This is a genomic window from Pseudomonas sp. MEJ108 (genome assembly GCF_030208985.1).
Taxonomy (GTDB): domain Bacteria; phylum Pseudomonadota; class Gammaproteobacteria; order Pseudomonadales; family Pseudomonadaceae; genus Aquipseudomonas; species Aquipseudomonas fragariae.
The window spans coordinates 48,903-71,386 of the sequence record NZ_JARVSW010000013.1 but is presented as its reverse complement, the minus strand read 5'-3'; the positions used below and the strand labels follow the sequence as shown (position 1 = coordinate 71,386).

The window sequence follows — 22,484 nt, the reverse complement described above, 5'->3', positions numbered from 1 at the left end:
CAACGTGATTTGTCCTGTAACAGGACAGTCATGTACCCGGCCTAGGCTCACCGCAAGGGAGTCAACGGCGTTGACCGCACTGATGTATGCCTCGTAACAGGGCTGGTCTAGTCCAGACGGATACCGGAATGCGCGAAGATGTACCACGGGCGGTAACCACGATTTGCCATGCGCTGCAGGAGCAGATCGAACACGGCTTGTTGCCGCATGGCAGCAAGTTGCCTGCAGAGCGCAAGCTCAGTGAGGTATTCGCCACCACACGCATCACCTTGCGGGAAGCGCTTTTGCAACTCGAGTCGCAGGGGCTGATTTACCGCGAAGAGCGGCGTGGCTGGTTCATCTCGCCGCCGCGGCTGGCCTATGACCTGATCAGGCGCAGCCATTTCCACGCAATGGTCTGTGCCCAGGGAAGGGTGCCTCACACCCAGCTTCTTTCTGCACGCCTGCAACCTGCTTCAGCGATGATCTGTGAAATGCTGGAACTGCCGGCGCTGTCGAGCGTGATCCAGATCTGTCGCGCGCGGCGAATCGATCAGCGCCTGGTGCTGTATGTCGAGCACTACCTGAGGCCGGAGTTGTTCCCCGGCATTCTCGAACACGATCTGAACGAATCGCTGACCGCACTCTACGCCCGCTGCTACGACATTCACTGCGGCCGGGTGCGCTTCGACATGGTTCCCACGTCTTTGCACAGCGAAGCATCCGCAGCACTGAAGGTTTCACTGGGTAGTCCGGGCCTGCGCATTGCACGAGTCAATTACGACCGCAAAGACCGGTTGATCGATTGCGATCTCGAATACTGGCGTCATGATGCTATTCATGTGCGCGCTGAGGTGCATGGCGACTGAACGCCTGTATTTAAAACCTGCTTGCCAGGCACGGTCTGCACCGTCGTTAGTTGCCTGTTTTCTATAAGTAAATGCTCATTTCAGTGATCGGAAACTTGCGAGGTGCAGGGCCTGTTTAATAGGCGCTGTATAACGCATGCGTTTAACTAACAAAAAAAATCAATGAAGATAACGCTGTTGTCTCTTGGGGCGTGGGCGTAGATTAGTTGGTTTTTGTCATCAGGATTTTCAGAGTAATTATTCTAATCTTTCATGAAGAATTTACAAAAAAGTTAGTATTAATTAATGTTTTTTAGTGGGGTGTGGTAGGTTTTTTAGTGCGGAAGGATGTGCGCTGTTAGTGGCTGTTTTGTGCACCATCGTTCCACATTGGATTAAGGCTGACATGGCGGTTGTCCTGTAAAGCAATGCTTGATAAGTGCAGCTGCTTTTATTTAAAGGATCTATGAGGATGCTGTAATGAATCTCGACAAGGCGTTGGTGCTGCGTACCTGTGCAAATAACATGGCCGATCATTGCGGCCTTATATGGCCCGCTTCCGGGACGGTTGAATCCAAATACTGGCAGTCAACCAGGCGTCACGAGAATGGTCTGGTGGGTTTACTGTGGGGCGCTGGAACCAGCGCTTTTCTAAGCGTGCATGCCGATGCGCGATGGATTGTCTGTGAAGTCGCCGTTGCAGACATCATCAGTCTGGATGAGCCGGGAATGGTCAAGTTTCCGCGCGCTGAGGTGGTTCATGTCGGCGACAGGATCAGCGCGTCACACTTCATTTCGGCGCGTCAGGCCGACCCTGCATCAACGCCCCCGCCCACGTCAATGACCACGGCCACGCCCCCGCCCACGCCCACGCCTGCGGCAGCACATGTCACATTACCTGTGGCGGCAAGTGTCACGTTACCGGTGGCCGAACAGGCCAGTCATGAAGTGTTCGATGTGGCGTTGGTCATCGCAGCGGCCCCCTCAGTAAATACCCTGCCGGTAACGACGCCGCAGAATTTGCAGACCGCCACTTACGGCAGCACGTTGAGTGGCGACAACCACAGTCGGCTCATTGCCGGTTATGGCAGTAACGAGACCGCTGGCAACCACAGTGATCTGATTGCCGGTTATGGAAGTACAGGAACCGCCGGTTCCGACAGCTCGCTGGTCGCAGGCTATGGAAGCACCCAGACTGCCGGAGGGGACAGCGCGCTGACGGCGGGTTACGGCAGCACCCAGACCGCCCGCGAAGGCAGCAACCTGACGGCAGGGTATGGCAGTACCGGAACAGCTGGCTCGGATAGTTCGTTGATCGCCGGTTACGGCAGTACTCAGACTTCCGGAGAAGACAGCTCGCTCACAGCGGGTTACGGCAGCACGCAAACGGCTCAGGAAGGCAGCAACCTGACGGCCGGGTACGGCAGCACCGGCACGGCGGGCTCCGATAGCTCGCTGATCGCCGGTTATGGCAGTACACAGACCTCTGGAGGTGACAGCTCGCTGACGGCGGGTTACGGCAGCACGCAGACGGCCCAGGAAGGCAGTAATCTGACGGCCGGGTACGGCAGCACCGGCACGGCGGGCTCGGATAGTTCGTTGATCGCCGGTTACGGCAGTACTCAGACTTCCGGAGAAGACAGCTCGCTCACGGCGGGTTACGGCAGCACGCAAACGGCTCAGGAAGGCAGCAACCTTACCGCTGGGTACGGCAGCACCGGCACGGCGGGCTCGGATAGCTCGTTGATCGCCGGTTACGGCAGTACCCAGACTTCGGGCGGCGACAGTTCGCTGACCGCGGGCTACGGCAGTACGCAGACGGCTCAGGAAGGCAGCAACCTGACCTCCGGGTACGGCAGCACTGGTACCGCAGGTGCCGACAGCTCGCTGATCGCCGGTTATGGCAGCACGCAAACCTCGGGCAGTGACAGCGCCCTGACCGCCGGCTACGGCAGCACGCAAACGGCTCAGGAAGGCAGCAATCTCACTGCTGGGTATGGCAGCACCGGCACGGCAGGTTCCGACAGCTCGCTGATCGCCGGTTACGGCAGCACGCAAACCTCGGGCAGCGACAGTTCGCTCACGGCGGGTTACGGCAGTACGCAGACGGCCCAGGAGGGCAGCAATCTGACGGCGGGGTACGGCAGCACGGGTACAGCAGGTGTCGACAGCTCTCTGATCGCGGGATACGGCAGCACGCAGACCTCGGGAAGTGACAGTGCGCTGACAGCAGGTTACGGCAGTACGCAGACGGCCCAGGAAGGCAGCAATCTGACGGCGGGGTACGGCAGCACTGGCACGGCAGGTGCCGACAGTTCGCTGATCGCCGGATACGGCAGCACGCAGACCTCGGGAAGTGACAGTGCGCTGACAGCAGGTTACGGCAGTACGCAGACGGCCCAGGAAGGCAGCAACCTGACTGCGGGTTATGGCAGCACTGGTACGGCAGGTGCCGACAGCTCGTTGATCGCCGGATACGGCAGCACGCAGACCTCAGGCAGTGAAAGTTCGCTCACCGCGGGTTACGGCAGTACCCAGACGGCCCGTGAAGGCAGCACGCTGACAGCCGGGTATGGCAGTACGGGAACAGCTGGCGCTGACAGTTCGCTGATCGCCGGTTACGGCAGCACGCAAACCTCGGGCAGTGAAAGCTCGCTCACGGCAGGTTATGGCAGTACCCAGACCGCACAGCAGGGCAGCGTACTTACATCCGGCTATGGCAGTACGCAAACGGCGGGGGCTGCCAGTAACCTGACCACCGGTTATGGAAGTACCGGCACTGCGGGTCATGAAAGCTTCATCATCGCCGGTTACGGGAGTACACAGACAGCGGGCCACAAAAGTATCCTGACCGCGGGCTATGGGAGTACTCAGACTGCCAGGGACGGTAGCGACCTGATTGCGGGCTATGGCAGTACAGGAACCTCAGGCTCAAGCAGTTCGCTGATCGCAGGTTATGGCAGCACCCAGACCGCGAGTTACAAAAGCATGCTGACCGCCGGTTATGGCAGTACTCAGACGGCCAGAGAACACAGTGACCTTGTCGCAGGCTATGGCAGCACGTCAACGGCAGGTTCAAACAGTTCGCTGATCGCCGGATACGGCAGCACCCAGACGGCGGGCTTCAAAAGCATACTGACCGCCGGTTATGGCAGTACCCAGACGGCACAGGAGCGCAGTGATCTGGTCGCCGGCTATGGCAGCACGTCGACTGCGGGCTACTCCAGTTCCTTGATCGCCGGCTATGGCAGCACGCAGACGGCAGGCTACGGGAGCACGTTGACGACCGGTTATGGCAGTACGCAGACCGCGCAGGAAAACAGCTCGCTCACCACTGGTTACGGAAGTACCTCCACTGCGGGCTATTCCAGCTCGCTGATCGCGGGTTACGGCAGTACGCAGACGGCAGGCTACGAGAGCACGTTGACCGCCGGTTACGGCAGTACGCAAACCGCACAGGAGCGCAGTGACCTGGTGACAGGTTATGGAAGTACTTCCACTGCCGGCTATGCGAGTTCGTTGATTGCAGGTTATGGCAGCACGCAGACGGCAGGCTACGAGAGCACCTTGACCGCCGGTTACGGCAGCACGCAAACCGCACAGGAAAACAGCTCGCTCACCACAGGCTATGGGAGCACTTCCACCGCCGGCTTTGCCAGCTCGCTGATCGCCGGTTACGGCAGTACGCAAACAGCCGGCTACAAAAGTACCCTCACGGCCGGCTACGGCAGTACTCAGACCGCAGAGTACGGAAGTTCACTCACTGCGGGCTATGGCAGCACTGCGACGGCCGGGCAGGACAGCTCGTTGATCGCCGGTTATGGCAGCTCCCTGACCAGCGGAATCAGAAGTTTTCTGACGGCAGGCTATGGCAGTACGCTGATCGCCGGACTTCGCAGTGTTTTGATCGCCGGTTATGGCAGTAGCCTTACATCGGGCATTCGCAGCACATTGACTGCGGGTTATGGCAGTAACCAGATTGCAAGTTACGGCAGCTCGTTGATTGCAGGCCATGAAAGCATTCAGGTCGCCGGAAATAAAAGCATGCTGATCGCCGGCAAGGGCAGCTCGCAGACCGCAGGTTTTCGCAGCACGCTGATTGCCGGTGCGGGCAGCGTACAACTGGCGGGTGATCGCAGCCGTTTGATTGCCGGTGCAGACAGTAATCAGACCGCGGGTGACCGCAGCAAACTACTGGCCGGTAATAACAGTTATCTGACCGCCGGCGATAGAAGCAAACTCACCGGCGGGCATGACTGCACCCTGATGGCGGGCGATCAAAGCAGATTGACCGCTGGAAAGAACAGTATCTTGACGGCCGGCGCGCGGAGCAAACTTATTGGCAGTGAAGGCTCGACGCTCTCGGCTGGAGAAGACTCCACGCTGATTTTCAGGCTCTGGGACGGGAAGAGGTACAGGCAACTGGTTGCCAAAACGGGTGAGAACGGTGTTGAAGCCGATATACCGTATTACGTGAACGAAGATGACGATATTGTCGATAAACCCGACGAGGAAGATGACTGGATAGAGGTAGAGTAGCCAGCGATATTCAAGCACTCCACTACTGAATCATCGACAGGGTGTGTCGATGGAGTTCGGGACATGAAGTCCCTTTATAAACGAATGATCTTTTGTTGCGTAAGATATGGCTCAGGATCATGCAGGCAAAAGCAGCTTTTTTATCGTTGTGATTAGAGAGGTTTTATTTTTTTCAATGGCGTTTACCGGGGTCAATACTGACACGCGAGAGCAGCAGGCCGCTCCCGCGTTACCGATGATCGCCTCAGTCGTTATGGCAGCTCGTGGCTGGCATAGAACGCGCTCAATACCTTGACCAGATGCGCCAGGTCATGGCTGCCGGCCAGTTCGCGGATCGAGTGCATGGCGAACGTTGGCAAGCCGATATCTACCGTGCGGATGCCCAGATGGCTGGCAGTGATCGGTCCGATGGTCGAGCCGCAACCCATGTCGCTGCGTACCACAAAGCTCTGCACCGGGACTTCTTCGGCCATGCACAGATGGCGGAAGAAACCGGCGGTTTCGCTGTTGGTGGCGTAACGCTGGTTGCTGTTGACCTTGATCACCGGCCCGGCGTTGAGCTTGGGGCCGTGATTGGCGTCGTGCTTGTCAGCGTAGTTGGGATGAATGCCGTGGGCGTTGTCGGCTGAGATCAGCAGCGACTTCTGAATCGTGCGCACGTAGTCTTCGCTGCTTGGCAACAGGCGCTGGACGATCTGCTCAAGCATCGCGCCGTCTGCGCCACAGGCAGAAGACGAGCCAACCTCTTCGTGATCGGTGCACACCAGCAGGGCGGTTTCGTCGCTCTCGGTGTTGAGCAGTGCCTGCATCCCGGCGAAACACGACAACAGGTTGTCCAGGCGTGCGCCTGCCAGGAAATCCCCGTTGAGGCCGACCACAGCGGCGCCCTGGGTGTCGTAGAAGCTCAGCTCGTAATCGAGCACCACATCGGCATTGAGCCCGTGTTCGCGGGCCAGTTGGTCGGTCAGCAGCGCACGGAAGTCCGCGCGCTCGTCACCGGCTACCTGCGCCAGGATGGGCGGCAGTTCGTTTTGCGCGTTGATCGCCCAGCCTTCGTTGGCAGTGCGGTTCAGGTGAATGGCCAGATTGGGAATCACGGCGATCGGCAGCTTGAAGTCGATCAGTTGGCTTTCGACCTTGCCGTCGCGGCGGAAAGTGACGCGGCCGGCCAGCGACAGATCCCGATCAAACCAGGGGGCCAGCAAGGCGCCGCCGTAGACTTCGACGCCCAGTTGCCAAAAACCCTGGCGTTGCAGTTCCGGTTGCGGCTTGACCCGCAGGCACGGGCTGTCGGTGTGCGCACCGACCATGCGGATGCCGCCACTGAGTGGCGACTGACGGCCCATGCGGAAAGCGACAATGGAGGAGTCGTTACGGGTGACGAAGTAACGACCTCCGGTTTCTACTGCCCACGTATCACGTTCGTCCAGCCGCTGAAAACCTGCGGCTTCAAAGTGTTGCACGAGGGTGGCAGTGGCGTGGAATGGGGTAGGAGAAGCCTTCAGGAAATCAATAAGGCCTTTGTTCAACTCTGCGCGCATAAATAGCTCCAGACAACAATGGCGCGAGTTTACCGTATTGGATGATTTGCTGCCTTCGGTTGCGCTCATCGCGCAGCTCTCGTGCCGATGCGCTGTGTGACGCAGAGCGTCACGAACTGCATGCCGACGCGGAGCGTCGGCACGATAATCAAAACCGCAGTCATTGCCGCAAAAGCGCTTCTCAACCACGATGTCACTGACGACGCAGAGTGCGACGTTAGTGACGGCTGAGTCCTGGCGCTGATCCGGGGGTAGCCTGGCATGACGCCAGGCTAGCCGCACCGCGCCATGGATGGCGCGTTGCGGCGACCCCCGGATCAGTGTCAGGGCGAAGGAACCCGACGAAGTCGGGCCGGAAACAGGAGCGGGGACTTTGCTCACTTTGGTCCCTCAAAGTGAGTCGCCGAGGGGCGAAAAGGTGACCTGAGCGGAACCCCAATCCACCTGACATCACAGAACCGCTGTGTGACGCGGAGCGTCACGAACGGCATTACCACGCGGAGCGTGGGAACGATAGTCAATCGATGACACCCCAGAGTCGCAGTATGTCGCTCACCGCCCAACTCAGATCAGAACGGCGCAGCACACTCGAAGGTCAGTCGCTCGCCAGTCCCGGGATGCGTGAAGCTCAGCATGCTGGCATGCAGACACAGACGTGGATAGGCCGCCAGCGCTTCCGGATGCGCGTACAGCCCATCACCCAACAGCGGATGCCCGATCGACAGCATGTGCACACGCAACTGATGCGAGCGGCCAGTGATCGGCGTGAGCTCGACGCGACAATAAGTGTCATGCCGCTCGACAACCTTCCAGAACGTCAGCGCGTGTTTGCCACCCTCGTGGTCCACCACATGCCGGGGCTTGGTAGGCGGGTCGTAGCGCAACGGCAGATCGATGCTGCCGCTGTCCAGGGACGGTTGGCCCCAGCACAGCGCGGTGTAGGCTTTCTCGGTTTCGCGGTCATGAAACTGACGCGACAGTTCGCGATGCGTATCGGCATCGCGGGCCAGCAGAATGATGCCCGAGGTTTCCCAGTCCAGACGATGGACGATACGCGCTTCGGGGTAACCGTTTTCCTGCAGGCGGGTAATCAGGCAATCCTTGTTGTCGTCGGCACGGCCGGGAACGGAAAGCAGCAGGGTAGGCTTATCGATCACCAGAACGGCGGCGTCCTGATGAATGATGCGGATGTTCGACAACGGCATGCAACGGCCTCGAAACGCTAGAAACGCCGACGGCGGCAAGGGCGCAGCTTCCGGAGAAGTGCGCCGATACCGCCGCGAGCGACTGCCTGATCAGCGATCGGGCAGGGTGATATTGAGTTCCAGAATAGAACAGCTGCCCTGGCTTTCCAGAGCGACCTGTACCTGATCAGACTCGATATTGACGTATTTACGGATCACTTCCACCAGCTCTTTCTGCAGCGCAGGAAGGTAGTCCGGGGTACTGCGTTGGCCGCGTTCGTGAGCAACGATGATCTGTAGACGCTCTTTCGCTACCGAGGCCGTGCTTCCTTTTTTGCGGTCACGAAAGAAGTCAAAAATATTCATTAATTACCCCCGAACAGGCGTTCAAAGAATCCTTTCTTATGCACATCCAGAAACCGGTGCTCAAGTGTTTTGCCCAGCAGGCGGTCGACCGCATCGCTGTAGGCCTGACCCGCGTCGCTCTGGTCATCGAGAATGACCGGCACGCCCTGGTTGGAAGCTTTCAGTACAGCCTGGGATTCGGGAATCACGCCGAGCAGGGTAACGGCAAGGATTTCCTTGACGTCTTCCACGCCGAGCATTTCGCCCTTGCTGACGCGCTCAGGGTTGTAGCGGGTCAGCAGCAAGTGTTCCTTGATCGGGTCTTCGCCGCGTTCGGCGCGACGCGATTTGCTGGCCAGCAGGCCCAGCATGCGGTCGGAGTCACGCACCGACGAGACTTCAGGGTTGGTCACGACGATGGCTTCGTCGGCGAAGTACATGGCCAGGTGAGCACCGGTTTCGATGCCGGCCGGCGAATCGCAGACGATGTATTCGAAGGATTCCTTCAGCTCCATGAGGACTTTTTCAACGCCCTCCTTGGTCAGTGCTTCCTTGTCGCGGGTCTGGCTGGCGGCCAGCACGAACAGGCCTTCGATCTTCTTGTCCTTGATCAGCGCCTGTTGCAGGTTGGCTTCACCATTGACCACGTTGACGAAGTCATACACGACACGACGTTCGCAACCCATGATCAGGTCGAGGTTACGCAGACCGACGTCGAAGTCGACGATGACTGTCTTGTGGCCGCGCAGTGCGAGGCCGGTACCGATGGCGGCGCTGGTGGTGGTCTTGCCCACACCACCCTTGCCGGATGTAACAACGAGAATCTTGGCCAAGGTGTATCACCCCTAGAGGAAAAGGACATTGAGTCCCTGAAAGGCATCTCCTGGCGCCGCGCACGCCGAAGCATTCTGGAAGCCCTGGGGTCTGATTCCGGAAAGCTAGCACTAAGCTATTACTTTCGACTCATATACCCGCTGAAAAGCAGTGCTTTTCAGAACTTCCTGCCGCCTTCACGACAATTTCGCGACGAATCAGAGATGCTTTGAAAATTGCGGCAGTATCCGTTAAAGACGAATGATGTTCAACACATCACCTGACAAGCTGATCTGGACCGGCGAACCCCATAACGGGTCCCTGCGCAAGTCCTCGGACACCTTGTATTGTCCGGCAATCGAAATCAGCTCGGCGCTCAACTGCTGACAGAAGATGCGTGCCTTGGTATCGCCCTTTATTCCCGCCAGTGCCCTGCCACGCATCGGGCCGTAGACATGGATGTTTCCATCGGCGAGAAGTTCCGCACCAGGACTGACCGGCGCGACTACCACCAGGTCGCCGCCCTGAGCGTAGATCTGCTGCCCGCCGCGTACCGGAGCGGTTATCACGCGGGTCGGCTTGATCAGTGGCTCGGGTGGTTTTTCCGGTATTTTTTTCGGTGCTTCGGCCTCGACCGGGTCGATCACGCGTTCACGTGCGCCGGACGGCGGCAGGACCGGGAGGTCGACGGCAATCGCCGCAGCAATGTCTTCGATGCGGTTGGCGCGGATCGCCAGGGTGCGCAGGCCATGCTGGCGACAGATGCGCACCAGACCCGGGAGATCCACCGGCCCCTCGTTCGGTGCGAGTTTGTCCAGAGCCAGGATCAACGGCGTATTGCTGAAGAAGTTGGGGGCTTGTGCCACCTTGGCGGCCAACTGCCTGTCGAGCGCTTCAAGGTTGGTTCGGGCCAGCTCCATCACGGTGATGGCGAGCATGCTGCCCTTGAGCTGAAATACAGGTTCCGGGTTTTGCGATTCAATCTGGCTCATGGTTGATATACACAACAGCTTGTCGCTAAAAGTGCCGAGACTTATAGCGAGAACGCCCGCGAGCCGCAAGCGGCCAGAACCGTTGTAGAATGCGCGGCCTTTGTTCTGACGGAAGCCCAAATGGATCGCCCGCGTCTTAAAGCCAGTTTCCTTCACCCCCGTTTCTGGCCGCTATGGCTGGGGCTGGGGCTCTTGTGGCTGATTGTTCAATTGCCATTTTGTGTTCTGCTGGTCATCGGTCGGGCACTGGGCGCCATCATGTACCGTGTGGCCACTGATCGAAAAAAAATCGCGTCGCGCAATCTGGAGCTGTGCTTCCCGCATTTGTCCGCGGCCGAGCGCAAGCGTCTGCTCAAGGAAAACTTCGCCTCCACCGGGATTGCCTTTTTCGAGATGGCGATGAGCTGGTGGTGGTCGAAAAAACGTCTGGCCAGGCTTGCCCACGTCGAAGGGCTCGAGCATTTGCAGAATGCCCAGGAAAAAGGCGAGGGCGTGATTCTGATGGCGCTGCATTTCACCACGCTGGAAATCGGCGCGGCGCTTTTGGGCCAGCAGCACACCATCGACGGCATGTATCGCGAACACAAGAGCCCGTTGTTCGACTTCGTCCAGCGTCGCGGGCGCGAGCGCCATAACCTGGATTCGCTGGCTGTCGAGCGAGACGACGTGCGCGGCATGCTCAAGTTACTGCGTGCCGGCCGGGCGATCTGGTATGCGCCGGATCAGGACTATGGCGCCAAGCAGAGTATTTTTGTGCCGCTGTTCGGCATTCAGGCCGCGACGGTGACCGCCACCAGCAAGTTCGCCCGTCTGGGCCGTGCGCAGGTTGTGCCCTTCACTCAGCGGCGTCTGGCAGACGGCAGTGGTTACCGGCTGGTGATCCATCCGCCGCTGGATAACTTTCCGGGGGAAAGCGACGAAGCCGATTGCCTGCGCATCAACCAATGGGTGGAAAAGGCCGTCACTGAATGCCCGGAACAATATCTTTGGGCCCATCGACGCTTCAAAAGTCGACCGCCAGGTGAACCGAAGCTATACAACAAGCATAAATAAAACGCGTCTTCGATCACCGAGGTCAGTTGTAGATGCCAGATCCTGCTGTTGCGATCAATGCTGTGAGGAGTCCGGTCGAACCGGTAACCGGGCTCATTCTTTCAGGTGGTGGTGCACGTGCCGCCTATCAGGTCGGGGTGCTTGCAGGCATTGCCGACCTGTTGCCTGCCGGGGCGCCCAACCCTTTTCCGGTCATTGTCGGCACGTCGGCAGGGGCGATCAATGCAGTGAAACTGGCCAGCGGTGCGCTGCACTTTCGCATTGCCATTCACCAATTGACCGAGTTCTGGCAGTCATTTCGCAGTCATCAGGTTTTACGCAGCGACTGGTCGGGTGTGATCCACCAGGCCAGCCGGTTTTTTGGCCGCAGCCTGATGGGCTTCGGACGAAACATTCCCGTTGCCTTGCTCAACAGCTCACCGCTGCGTGAACTGCTCAACGAGCGGCTGGACCTTTCCGGGATCGAAGCGGCGATCAATGCTCACCACCTGCGCGCGGTGGCGGTGACAGCCTTTGGCTACGAGTCGGGGCAAGCGGTCACGTTTTATCAAGGGCGGGGCACCATCGAGCCGTGGTTACGTCATCGGCGTATCGGTCGTCCGACGCAACTCACCGTGGATCACCTGCTTGCCAGCTCGGCTATCCCGTTGCTGTTCGCTCCAGTGATGCTCGATAAGGAATACTTTGGTGACGGAGCCGTGCGTCAATCTGCACCGATCAGCCCGGCGCTGCATCTAGGGGCCAATCGGGTGCTGGTCGTGGGTGTCAGCGGCAATCCGCGCGGGCTTAAAAGCGAACGACCCGCACCACGTCCACCGAACGGCATGCAGCCGAGTCTGGCGCAGATCAGCGGGCACATGCTCAACAGCACCTTTATTGATAACCTGGAAAGCGATATCGAATTGCTTGAACGACTGAACACGGCCAGCGCGTTGCTGCCCGATGAGCAGATCAGGCAGCCGGGCATGGAGCCGGTGGAAGTGCTGGTGATTTCGCCGAGCCGTCCGCTGGATGAAATCGCGGCCCGCCACCGCCGTGAACTGCCCCCCGCACTGCGCACGTTCCTGCGTGGGCCGGGCGCGACCAGGAGCAGCGGTGCCAGTGTGCTGAGCTATCTGCTGTTCGAGTCAGGTTATTGCAGCGAATTGATCGAGCTGGGGCGTCACGATGCGATTGCTCAGGGTGCCGAACTGAAGCGCTTTTTGCGTCTGACCTGACGTCGCCACGGCAGGAGCGAGCCCTGCCGTGGAGCGCGCTGTTATCTCACTCGGCGTACCTGCAACTGACCGCACGGCGGACCGCTCAGTTGCTCCCCGGTTTCGAGGCTGAACACCGAAAAGTGCAGGGGACAGGTGATGGACCGGCGTTTCTCGTTGACCACTCCATGCTCCAGCCATCCTTCACGATGCGGGCAACTGCTCGGTATCAGGTATTGCTCCTGGCCAATGTGTACGGTGAACGTGTCGGGACGACGAAACTCAGCAGGCTCGTTCAAGGCTGACCTCCTTGTTGAAATGCTTGAGCCGACGGGCTTTTTCTACCGCCAGGTCGAACGCCAGGTTGGTGATCTCGCGTCCCATGCAGATGCCGCGCCAGGCTTTTACCGGATCCAGATCCCCGCTGACGTCCATGGCCTTGAGCAGGCGCTGGCCCTCGATGGCGTGGAAAACGTCGATATGAACGTGTTCTGAATAGTAGGTATGAGCCTTGATCTGCAAGCGCTCGCAAAGCTGCGTGTAGCACTCGAAAAAGAACGGCACCACGGTCTCGAAGTAGGTGATGACGCCGGCAAACCATGACGCATCGTCCGCCCGCATCGCCAGCCAGCAGAACATATTGGGAAAGGTGAAACCGGCGCTGGAGTTGGCGTCTACGTAAAACTGCAGGTCCAGCGGCATTTCCAGTTCGCGCAACAGGTCCTGATAGAGCGTGGTATGCGAGCGTTTGAGGTTCCCCGAGCCGAACTCGTCGATCATCATGCGCAGCATGGGCATCTGTGCGGGAAGGCTGAGCCTGGGCATCAGGTGATAGAACACCTGTGCTTCGGTCAGGCCATCCAGTGCAAACTCCTGAACCAGAATCCGGAATTCGTCGAGGGTCATGTCGTTGGCGACATACTGTGCGCTGGGCGGTACTTCGCTGCTCTCCTGTTCGACCAGCTCGGCCAGCATTCTGCGCAGACCGGCAAGGTCATCAGGCGCATCTGCCGTCATGCTGCGTTCGATGGCATCCTCGATCCAGTGTTGCTCGAACGCCAGAATCGCCTGTGGCATGGGCACCCGCTTTTCGATAAGCGCACGGTTGGCCAGAAACAGTTGCTTGTGCAGGTCTTCCATCAGGCAGCCTCCTCGGTGACGACACGCTCGCTGTTGATCACGCCCCTGGCTTTGAGCTCGCGCTTGATATGCGCGTACCAGTCCGGGGCATTGAGCAGATAACGCTGGTTAAGCGTGGCGACTTCCTGGCTGAGTGCCGGCTGCTGCCGGGCAGCCGCTGTCCGGCACAGCAGCGGTTCCAGATTGGCCAGGGAAACCACATTGCCGTCGGACTCCAGGTCTCCGGCCAGCTGCATTTCCCAGCCGATGAAGTAGTCGACGCCCTCCTGTCGAATGGCATCTACCTGAGCCTGCGGGCGCGACAGCGAGGGCGAGTCCTTCAGGCCAATGACTCTGGGTAACTGCGCGATGGCCTTGAGGGTGGCGAAGGACTTTTCGTTGCCCGACAGGGCGGCCTCGTTGTACATGAAGATATCCATGTGCGTCGCGTCATGAATGGTCTGGTAATGCTCGATGATCGCCTGCTGGCTGATACCGGGCGTCAAGGGTGAGGTAAACATCACTGCTTGAGCACCGGCATCCTGAGCCAGGAGGGCAAAGTCCAGCACCTCCTGCGTCGAATGGCGTTCGATCCCGGCGATGACGCTGCGCTCGCCCGCGTGCCTGAGGGTCAGCGTCAGCATCTGCAGCCATTGCTGACGCGACAGCCGCCAGCCCTCTCCGGAGGTCAGGCATGGAATGTAGCCATCGACATGGGGCGCGAGGCTACCCAAAAGGCGTTCGAGGCTGGCTTCGCAGACTTGCTCCTGCGCGTTCAGAGGCGTTATCAGGGGGACCAGAATGCTTTTACCAGACATGTTGAAAGTCCTCGTTGCTGATCACCATGGCGCAGGACTGGTCATAGAGACGCTGGAGCATCTTCGGGAACGTCTGCCGTCGAATGGTGTTTTCGAATGGTTGAAGGAAAGGCTGCAGCACTTGCAGGCGCAGCAACTCCGGATCGTGGGTATAAAACGGGATTTCCTGCTCCAGCACTTGAGCAGCCAGCAGTTTCTTGTCGGCCGGCAGACCTCTGAACAGCGTTTCACCTGCTGCGCGCTGGAGCACCTGTTCGCTATAGCCCTCACGCTGTATTGCCATGTCGGTGTGCAAGACATCCATGAACGGGTAATAGGCGTCCTGCAGGGCACGGCCTTTCTTCCAGATGATGGCGTCGCAAATGCCTATCTGGGCGAAATTCATCTGCACGCTGCTCTCGTAGAACCGGGAGAAGAACTCCAGGGATTTGTCACGCACGCCGGGATCGGCATGGTGCATGCCCATGAAAACCGTGGCATCGATCATCGGCAGGTCGAAGTCAGACATGGAGGTTCTCCAGTGCCTGCGCAATTGCCTGAACGGCGGCCTCGAATTCGTCCGGCTTGCGTGCCAGTGCCAGGCGTATGTAGCGCTGGCCTTTTTCCGGCTGGCTCCAGTAGAAATACTTGCCCGGCAGTACGTAGACGTCCGATTGCAGCAGATAAGCCTGCAAGTCATCGGCGTTCACGCCGGCGGGTAGAATCTCGAACCAGGCCACGCTGGTATCGATCATCGGTTGCACATACTTCAAGACCTTGCCCTCAAGGCAGGCACGCGCCTTGCTGCGGTTGAGGTCCAGCACCGAGCGCACGGAGTCGAAGTCATCGTCGTTGCTGTCCTCGATGTAGCGGGTCACGACGTTGAGGATGAACGGTGAGACATTCAGCAGGACGCTGGTGACAATGCTGTAGATATCGGCGTTGATGTCGCGGCTGGCCATGAGCGTGGCGCATTTGGTGTCCTGCAGGGGCCAGGTCTTGCCCGTATCTTCCATGACCAGGTATTGAGTGCCGATGTCGTCGAGAATCGCGTAGGCATCCACGCGCTGCTTGCCGGCGGCTTTGAAGAACGAGGCGAAACAGAAATCGAGGATCAGCAGCTTGTTGTAATCCCGGCAGTAGCGGGCCACTTCGACAAACATGTCCGGCCCCTCGGCAAACAGGCTGGAACCTGTCGGGTTGTTGGGATCGACCAGAAAGATTGCGTCCAGTCCGATGGCGGCCTTCTGCAACGTTGCGTACACCTCGGTCGATGACTTGAACAGGCTTTCATCCAGTGCCGACATGGGCACTTCCATGTGTTTCAACAGGTCATGCAGGTTGTCGAAACAGGGCTCGATCAGCCCGACGCTCATGTTCTTTTTGCGCAAGTAGGTCGCAGTGATATGCATGGCGATGGACGCGGCGTAGACGAGATAGATTTCGTCGTGGCGTTTCAACGCATGATGCTGGCCGTGGAAGGTGAAGAAGGCCTGAATGAACGTCTGTTCACTCTGATACTGCGTCTGGTTCTGTGCCCGATACCACAGCTCGGGCAGGCTGGCGACGATCATGCGCTGGGTCTCGCTCTGATCCTGGTGCGTGTGGGCATCGGCCAGATTGAAGCGGGTCTTGAGGGCAGAAATTTCGTGTTGGGTAATATCGTCCAGAACAGGAACTGCGTTCAAGGTGTCGATACCGGCATACAGACTATTCATACCATTATCCCTGTGGCGTCATTATTGTTTGGGAAGCCGCCGTCCTGGATATCCAGAACGCCGGAGCAGATTTCCTTATTTTCGGCGCCAATAACACTGTACCTAAGTGCAAACAGCAGGGCGTTAGTGTTTCAGCGTGTTGACCTGTTCTTAAGTACAGTAGATTTGCCTATTTAAATAAGTAATGCTTCACGCTGGTGACGCCGGGTGGGTTTTAGAATGTCGAGCGGGTTTGAATTTCAGGTAGCCAGTTACAGTAAAGTGCCCGTCACGTTGCTGGAAACGCTGTATGCCCTGCGCAAGAAGATCTTTTCGGATCGGCTTGAATGGAAGGTTCGCGTCAGTCAGGCGTTCGAGTTCGATGACTATGACAGTGCCGCTGCGACTTACCTGATAGGCAGCTGGAACGAGGTTCCGCTGGCCGGGCTCAGGCTGATCAACACCTGTGATCCGTACATGCTGGATGGACCGTTTCGCAGTTTTTTCGACTATCCGGCGCCCAGAAATGCTGGCATGGCGGAGTCGAGCCGGTTCTTTGTCGACACGGAACGTGCCCGGTCGCTGGGTATTCTGCACGCGCCACTGACCGAAATGCTGCTGTTCTCGATGCACAATCACGCTGCCTCGGCTGGTCTGGAGTCCATCATCACGGTGGTCAGCAAGGCGATGGCGCGGATCGTGCGCAAGTCCGGGTGGGAGCACCGTGTTCTGGCAACGGGGGAGGCTTCACCAGGCGAGACGGTATTGTTGCTGGATATGCCTGTGAACGCCGACAACCATCAACGGCTGCTCGGCAGCATTGCTCTCAGGCAGCCCGTCACGGATGACCTGTTGCGCTGGCCAATACCGCTCGATGCATCAGCATCCTTGCAGCGAGCACGCATGGACAGCGCAGCCTGAGTCAGACCATGCCCATATTAATGGCTTTGTACACGGCCTGTTTGGCAGTGCGCACTTCGAGTTTGCTGGAAACGTTGGACATGTGAAATTTCACGGTGCGTTCCGAAATGGAAAATATCTCGGCGATTTCGCTGTAGGCCTTGCCCATGGCTACCCATTTCAGCACGCCTATTTCGCGGCTGGACAATTTGCATCGGGTGGGCTGCGGGAAGAGTTCGTGGGGCGCCTGTGTCTTGGTCAAACGGTCATGAAAGCGGATGAGGCTCATCTGGATATCAGCGGCCTTGTCGCGGATTCGCTGATCGAAGTCAGTCTGTTGCCTGGCATTGCAAAGACTCAGAGCGGCAAAAAGCCCGCTTGCATCGTGCAGGGTGAAAGTGGCCCCGGAGGACAGCTGGTATTTGGCCGAGCGCTTCAGGAAGTCATCGGTCTCGACGCCCTGAATGGCATGCCGGGCCTCTCTCCAGAAAAATGGCGTAATGCTATGCCAGGCATGTTTGATGATGGGATCGATAAGGTGATAGTTGGAGGCAATATACGATTTCAGCCAGGAATCAGGATAGTTGGACAGGATGACCGGTTTGACAGTGCGTGTCTTTGGGCTGGAAAAGTAGGCATAGGTGAAATCGCCAATACGATGCAGATCGTTTTCGAAGTCTTCAATCAATTGACGCAGCGGAGCAGGGGCTGCGTTGATCTTGAGGGGCGGGCAGTCAAGTTGGGTGTGCACGGTACGAACCTCCATGTAATACCTTGTCTATTGTTTGTTTGCGGCCTGGCCGTCTTCATTATCCTCATTTGTATTTTCCGCAGTACATGAAAACATGGACTGCGTGTGTCTTTTGTCTTTGAACAAGGGCTTGGCCGTTGAAAATAATACGCTCATCGACCTGCCGAGTTGCGAGCGCACGCATGTTCGGGGACTGGCCATCGCGCTGCGATGAGGCGTGTCAGTGATTTTTATTGCGATTGCAATCATATTCTTGGTTCCATCAAGGTGCAAGGATGCTTGTCCGACAGCAAGGAGTAGTGATGAACAGCGCAAACAGTCATTCGTTGGCACCCCAGACCCGGTTCGCGGCGTTGGCCTGCATGGACAAGATTCAGGCGGTCACGGGGCTTGCGCTGCGTGGGTGTTGTTCACCCCTGTTCGCGATGGCCGATATCGTCGAGCGTCTGACCAGAGATCCTTCCACCTCGCGGCGGATATCGGTGGTACGGGCCAGCAAACACATGTCACGCGGACAGGAAGGCATGCTCTCCAGCGCCTGGCCGTTGAGATTTGCTGCGCAGGCTGGCGCGGTGGAGTTGCCGCTGATTTACATGATCAGCAGCGAAACCTCCGCCGAGTTGAGCGCGCTCGCGTCGGAGTCGTTCCAGCGGGGCATCTTCTGCAACGATATCGAGACGCTGCCGTCACGCTGGCCCAAGGGTGCCCATCCCTGGTTACCGCTTTGGCTGCTGTCGAACCGCAAATGCCAGCCGTTTGACCCTGCGGATGCTGCCGAAGCGCGGGCGATCACACTGCACGCCCTGCACAGTCTGTATGTCGAAGGCCGGAGCGGCTTCTATTACATGGCCTTGCACGACGAGTCCAATGAGGAAGTCAGTGAACTGAGCGATGCTCAGGCTGTGGCGGCCGTACAGGGCATGTACCGGATTGGCGACGCCGTTTGCGGTCATGAAGGCCGTCGCGTACGCCTTCTGGGGGCGGGTCTGGCGCTGCGCTCGGTACGCCAGGCTGCCCGCCTGCTCCGTGAACACTGGGACGTCGATTGCGAAATCTGGAGCTGCCCCAGCTATACCCGAGTGGCCCGCGATGCCGCAGCCGCACGACGCTGGAATCGTTTCCATTCTGCACAACCCGCACGATCCTGGCACCTGCGCGATTGCCTGGGCGAGGGGCAGGACGCGGTGGTAGCCGTCACCGGCTACCCGCAGGCCGTGGTTGAACAGCTGCGTGAGCATGTCCCGGGGCGGTTCGTCGGGCTGGGTGCCGATTCCGCGGCCCCGCAGGGTACGCCTGCAACCCGTCCGGAGTGGATCGTCGTACAGGCCCTGACTGCGCTTGCGGAAGGCGGGCAACTGGGCTACGAGCCGCTGAAACTCGCCTTGCGACGCTATCAGCTGGTCTGATGTCAGCCTTTTCCACCGCTTTGCCGGGCGGCCAGTGCGGCACGCTCCAGCGCGTCGGCGAACACGCGGCGCTGCTGGTCGTCGAATTGCGTCAGAAACAGCTCGTCGACTGCCGTTTCGTAAACCTGCCACATCTGTTTGCGCAGGGTCCGGCCCTTGTCGGTGATCGCTGCCACGGCGCCTCGTCCATCGCTGTCGGACCTGTGGCGCGCCACCAGCCCTTCGCTTTCAAGCCGGTCGACCAGGCGAGTCAGGTTGTAGCGTTCAATGGCCATGACGTCGGCCAGCTCATGCATGCGGCGCATGCCTTGCGGGCCGCTTTCAATGCCCCAGAGCGCGTCATACCACGCATAGGCAGGCAGCCCGGCCGCCGCCAGACGTCGTTCGATTTCGCGAATCAGACAGCGGTGTGCCCTGACGAATCTGAACCACGTATCCGGTTCGGCTGACGACATGATTCACCTTTGTCTGAAATTCTTGAGGGTTGCAATAGTAACCGAGCGCGGGATAAATTCCGGTATTTGATTGCAATTGCAATCAGATTTTTCAAGGCAGACGCCTGTCCGGCGTCCACTGCCGCATCACAGTAGGAGACGACGATGGCACAGCAACCCCGGTTTCTTGACGAGGATCCGCAAGAAACCCGCGAATGGCTCGAATCGATTGAGTCGGTACTCAACACTGAAGGGCGCCCGCGCGCGCACTATCTGATCGATCAGTTGCTGGACTTCGACGTCGCCCAACATGGCGATTTCTACGGTCGGGTCACCACGCCTTACGTCAACACCATTCCCAGTGACCGCCAGCAGCCTTATCCGGGCGACCTTCAGGTTGAAAAACGTATCAACGCGTTCATCCGCTGGAACGCCCTGGTGATGGTGCTGCGTGCCGGCAAGCATTCCGGCGTGGGCGGCCATATCGCTTCCTACGCATCTGCTGCCGTGCTTTACGACGTCGGGTTCGACCACTTCTTCCGGGGGCGTACCGAGCAGTTTGCCGGTGACCTCGTCTATATTCAGGGTCATTCTTCGCCGGGCATTTACGGCAGGGCGTATCTGGAAGGTCGTCTGAGCGAAGAGCAACTGGACAACTTCCGTCGCGAAACCGATCGTGACGGCATTTCTTCCTATCCGCACCCGCGCCTGATGCCGGACTTCTGGCAGTTCCCCACCGTCTCCATGGGGCTGGGGCCCATCACTGCGGCGTATCAGGCACGCTTCATGCGCTACCTGGAGAATCGCGGACTCAAGGAGCATCAAGGACGCAAGGTCTGGGCGTTCCTGGGCGATGGCGAGATGGATCAGCCTGAGTCACAGGCAGCCATCGCTCTGGCCGGGCGCGAGAAACTCGACAACATCATTTTCGTCGTCAACTGCAACCTGCAACGCCTTGACGGGCCGGTACGCGGCAACAGCAAGGTCATTCAGGAGTTCGAAAGTCTGTATCGCGCCGCAGGCTGGAACGTGATCAAGGTCATCTGGGGCGGCGGTTGGGATGCGCTGCTCGAGAAGGACAAGAGCGGGCTGCTGCGTCAGCGCATGATGGAATGCGTGGATGGCGAGTACCAGAACTACAAATCCCAGAATGGCGCCTACGTTCGCGAGCATTTCTTCGGCAAGTACCCGGAGCTGCTGGAACTGGTCAGCGACATGAGCGATGACGACATCTGGAAGCTCTCGCGTGGCGGCCACGATCCGGAAAAAGTCTACAACGCCTATGCTGCCGCGATGCGCCACAAGGGTGGGCCGACCGTGATCCTGGCCAAGACCGTCAAAGGTTTCGGCATGGGCGAGGCGGGTGAGGGGCAGAACATCAACCACCAGTTGAAGAAGCTTGGGGCAGAGGCGATCAAGGCCTTCCGCGACCGCTTCTCGCTGGACATCACCGATGACCAGCTGGGCGACATGCCGTACCTGAAACCGGCCGAGGGCAGTACTGAAGCGCTGTACCTCAAGGCCCGCCGGGCTCAACTGGGCGGTTACATTCCGGCCCGTTTCAGTGACGCTGCCACCCTGCAGATTCCGCCGCTCTCGGTGCTGGATACCCAGCTCAAGAACACCGGCGATCGCGGCATATCCACGACCATGGCCTTCGTGCGCATCCTCTCGACGCTGCTCAAGGATCCGAACATCGGCAAACTGATCGTGCCGATCGTGCCGGATGAGTCACGAACCTTCGGTATGGAAAATCTGTTCCGTCAGATCGGTATTCATTCCCACGTCGGTCAGTTGTACACGCCGCAGGATGCAGGGCAACTGAGCTACTACAAGGAAAGCACCGACGGGCAGATCATGCAGGAAGGTCTGAATGAGTCAGGTGCGATTTCTTCCTGGATCGCGGCCAGTACTTCCTACGCCAACCACGGTGTGATGACCGTGCCGTTCTATATCTTCTACTCGATGTTCGGCTTCCAGCGTGTAGGCGATCTTGCCTGGGCAGCGGGCGACGCCAGGGCGCGGGGTTTTCTGCTGGGCGCCACGTCAGGCCGAACCACGCTGATGGGCGAGGGGCTGCAGCATGACGACGGGCACAGCCATGTCATGTCGTCGACGATACCGTGCTGCGTGTCTTACGACCCGACGTTTGCCTTCGAGCTGGCGGTGATCATTCAGGACGGCATGCGTCGTATGTTTGCCGAAAATGAGGATATCTATTACTACATCACCTTGCTCAACGAGAACTACCCGCACCCGGATCTGCCCGAAGGCGCAGAAGCCGGCATTCTCAAGGGGATGTACCCGTTGCAGGCCAGTGCATCGATCAATACCGGCAAGCACGTGCAGTTGATGGGCTGCGGGTCGATCCTGCTGGAAGTCATCGCGGCCGCCAGACTGCTCGAAGACGACTTTGGCGTGAGCAGCGAAATCTGGAGTGTCACCAGCCTGACCGAACTGCGTCGTGAAGGTCAGGATGCCGAACGCTGGAACCTGCTGAATCCCGAGCAGGAGCCGCGTCTGAGCTACGTGGAAAGCTGTCTGGCAGACAGGGAAGGGCCGGTGATTGTGGCGACCGATTACATGAAAATCTTCGCCGACCAGATCCGTCCCTTTGTACCCATGCGCCGTTTCGTGGCACTGGGCACTGACGGTTTTGGCCAGTCCGATACGCGCGAGTCGCTGCGCCACTTCTTCGAAGTGGACCGTTACTTCGTGGCGGTGGCTGCACTCAAGGCGCTGGCCGATGACGGCAAGGTCGAGCGCAAGGTGGTGGCGCAGGCCATAGAACGTTACAAGATCGACCCAGGCAAGCAGAACCCTGTGCTGGTCTGAGTCGCGCTCGTATCTGCTCTGACACCAGCAAAGCGGTCCGCCTTGCTGGTGAAGG

Annotated in this window: 19 protein-coding genes; 7 read left to right on the top strand and 12 right to left on the bottom strand. The window is 58.9% G+C overall.

What is annotated here, in order from left to right:
* The first annotated feature begins 128 nt into the window (after positions 1-128).
* Positions 129-848: a UTRA domain-containing protein gene (locus QRN50_RS06615; protein ID WP_024639961.1), complete on the top strand. Its 720-nt coding sequence runs from the start codon at positions 129-131 to the stop codon at positions 846-848.
* 459 nt (positions 849-1,307) lie between these two features.
* The gene (locus tag QRN50_RS06610; protein ID WP_103378024.1) at positions 1,308-5,366 is read left to right on the top strand and encodes a beta strand repeat-containing protein; all 4,059 of its coding nucleotides are present in this window, start codon (positions 1,308-1,310) and stop codon (positions 5,364-5,366) included.
* Positions 5,367-5,617: 251 nt separating this feature from the next.
* Here QRN50_RS06610 and QRN50_RS06605 read toward each other — a convergent pair whose 3' ends face one another.
* The 5 genes from QRN50_RS06605 to minC form a co-directional block, all read right to left on the bottom strand.
* Positions 5,618-6,907: a M18 family aminopeptidase gene (locus QRN50_RS06605; protein WP_011267127.1), complete on the bottom strand. Its 1,290-nt coding sequence runs from the start codon at positions 6,905-6,907 to the stop codon at positions 5,618-5,620.
* Between the two features lie 569 nt (positions 6,908-7,476).
* Entirely contained in the window at positions 7,477-8,112 is a 636-nt protein-coding gene (locus tag QRN50_RS06600; RefSeq protein WP_024642759.1) for an RluA family pseudouridine synthase, read from the bottom strand.
* A 90-nt stretch (positions 8,113-8,202) separates the two neighbouring features.
* Positions 8,203-8,457: a cell division topological specificity factor MinE gene (gene minE / locus QRN50_RS06595; RefSeq protein ID WP_003317453.1), complete on the bottom strand. Its 255-nt coding sequence runs from the start codon at positions 8,455-8,457 to the stop codon at positions 8,203-8,205.
* Complete coding sequence (minD, locus tag QRN50_RS06590; RefSeq protein ID WP_003317454.1) at positions 8,457-9,269, bottom strand: septum site-determining protein MinD; 813 nt, start codon at positions 9,267-9,269, stop codon at positions 8,457-8,459. The genes minE and minD overlap by 1 nt, the downstream gene beginning before the upstream one ends.
* A gap of 231 nt (positions 9,270-9,500) precedes the next feature.
* On the bottom strand, positions 9,501-10,241 hold the full coding sequence (gene minC / locus QRN50_RS06585) for a septum site-determining protein MinC (protein WP_003368369.1): 741 nt from the start codon (positions 10,239-10,241) through the stop codon (positions 9,501-9,503).
* Positions 10,242-10,361: 120 nt separating this feature from the next.
* On the opposite strand from minC, the gene QRN50_RS06580 reads away from it, so the two are divergent.
* A complete protein-coding gene (locus tag QRN50_RS06580) occupies positions 10,362-11,294 on the top strand; it encodes a lipid A biosynthesis lauroyl acyltransferase (protein WP_011267129.1) in 933 nt (310 codons plus the stop codon).
* 32 nt (positions 11,295-11,326) lie between these two features.
* The gene (locus tag QRN50_RS06575; RefSeq protein ID WP_004408362.1) at positions 11,327-12,511 is read left to right on the top strand and encodes a patatin-like phospholipase family protein; all 1,185 of its coding nucleotides are present in this window, start codon (positions 11,327-11,329) and stop codon (positions 12,509-12,511) included.
* A 41-nt stretch (positions 12,512-12,552) separates the two neighbouring features.
* Here QRN50_RS06575 and QRN50_RS06570 read toward each other — a convergent pair whose 3' ends face one another.
* From QRN50_RS06570 to QRN50_RS06550, 5 genes are read right to left on the bottom strand one after another with little or no spacing between them, the layout of a single operon-like run.
* Positions 12,553-12,789 carry a Rieske (2Fe-2S) protein gene (locus tag QRN50_RS06570; RefSeq protein WP_004408361.1) on the bottom strand — a complete coding sequence of 79 codons (237 nt, stop codon included), beginning with the start codon at positions 12,787-12,789 and terminating at the stop codon, positions 12,553-12,555.
* Positions 12,773-13,630 (bottom strand): iron-containing redox enzyme family protein, encoded by an 858-nt coding sequence (locus tag QRN50_RS06565; protein ID WP_011267130.1) that lies wholly within the window; start codon positions 13,628-13,630, stop codon positions 12,773-12,775. The genes QRN50_RS06570 and QRN50_RS06565 overlap by 17 nt, the downstream gene beginning before the upstream one ends.
* Complete coding sequence (locus tag QRN50_RS06560; protein WP_024651338.1) at positions 13,630-14,427, bottom strand: dihydrodipicolinate synthase family protein; 798 nt, start codon at positions 14,425-14,427, stop codon at positions 13,630-13,632. Before QRN50_RS06560 ends, QRN50_RS06565 begins: the two co-directional genes overlap by 1 nt.
* Positions 14,417-14,935 carry a DUF6190 family protein gene (locus QRN50_RS06555; RefSeq protein ID WP_011267132.1) on the bottom strand — a complete coding sequence of 173 codons (519 nt, stop codon included), beginning with the start codon at positions 14,933-14,935 and terminating at the stop codon, positions 14,417-14,419. Before QRN50_RS06555 ends, QRN50_RS06560 begins: the two co-directional genes overlap by 11 nt.
* Positions 14,928-16,124, bottom strand: coding sequence for an aminotransferase class I/II-fold pyridoxal phosphate-dependent enzyme (locus tag QRN50_RS06550; RefSeq protein ID WP_011267133.1), 1,197 nt, complete (start codon positions 16,122-16,124; stop codon positions 14,928-14,930). Before QRN50_RS06550 ends, QRN50_RS06555 begins: the two co-directional genes overlap by 8 nt.
* A 219-nt stretch (positions 16,125-16,343) precedes the next feature.
* Between QRN50_RS06550 and QRN50_RS06545 the strand changes: the two genes are divergently transcribed.
* Positions 16,344-17,024: an acyl-homoserine-lactone synthase gene (locus QRN50_RS06545; protein ID WP_060400750.1), complete on the top strand. Its 681-nt coding sequence runs from the start codon at positions 16,344-16,346 to the stop codon at positions 17,022-17,024.
* A gap of 1 nt (position 17,025) precedes the next feature.
* Here the strand turns inward: QRN50_RS06545 and QRN50_RS06540 are convergent, their stop codons facing one another.
* Positions 17,026-17,769 carry a helix-turn-helix transcriptional regulator gene (locus tag QRN50_RS06540; protein WP_011267135.1) on the bottom strand — a complete coding sequence of 248 codons (744 nt, stop codon included), beginning with the start codon at positions 17,767-17,769 and terminating at the stop codon, positions 17,026-17,028.
* A gap of 287 nt (positions 17,770-18,056) precedes the next feature.
* Here QRN50_RS06540 and QRN50_RS06535 point away from each other — a divergent pair, with 287 nt between their 5' ends.
* Entirely contained in the window at positions 18,057-19,160 is a 1,104-nt protein-coding gene (locus QRN50_RS06535; RefSeq protein WP_024651336.1) for a transketolase-like TK C-terminal-containing protein, read from the top strand.
* A 2-nt stretch (positions 19,161-19,162) separates the two neighbouring features.
* Here the strand turns inward: QRN50_RS06535 and QRN50_RS06530 are convergent, their stop codons facing one another.
* Entirely contained in the window at positions 19,163-19,615 is a 453-nt protein-coding gene (locus QRN50_RS06530; RefSeq protein ID WP_004408348.1) for a MarR family winged helix-turn-helix transcriptional regulator, read from the bottom strand.
* Between the two features lie 144 nt (positions 19,616-19,759).
* Between QRN50_RS06530 and aceE the strand changes: the two genes are divergently transcribed.
* Positions 19,760-22,429: a pyruvate dehydrogenase (acetyl-transferring), homodimeric type gene (gene aceE / locus QRN50_RS06525; RefSeq protein ID WP_003415662.1), complete on the top strand. Its 2,670-nt coding sequence runs from the start codon at positions 19,760-19,762 to the stop codon at positions 22,427-22,429.
* The last annotated feature ends 55 nt before the right edge of the window (positions 22,430-22,484 follow it).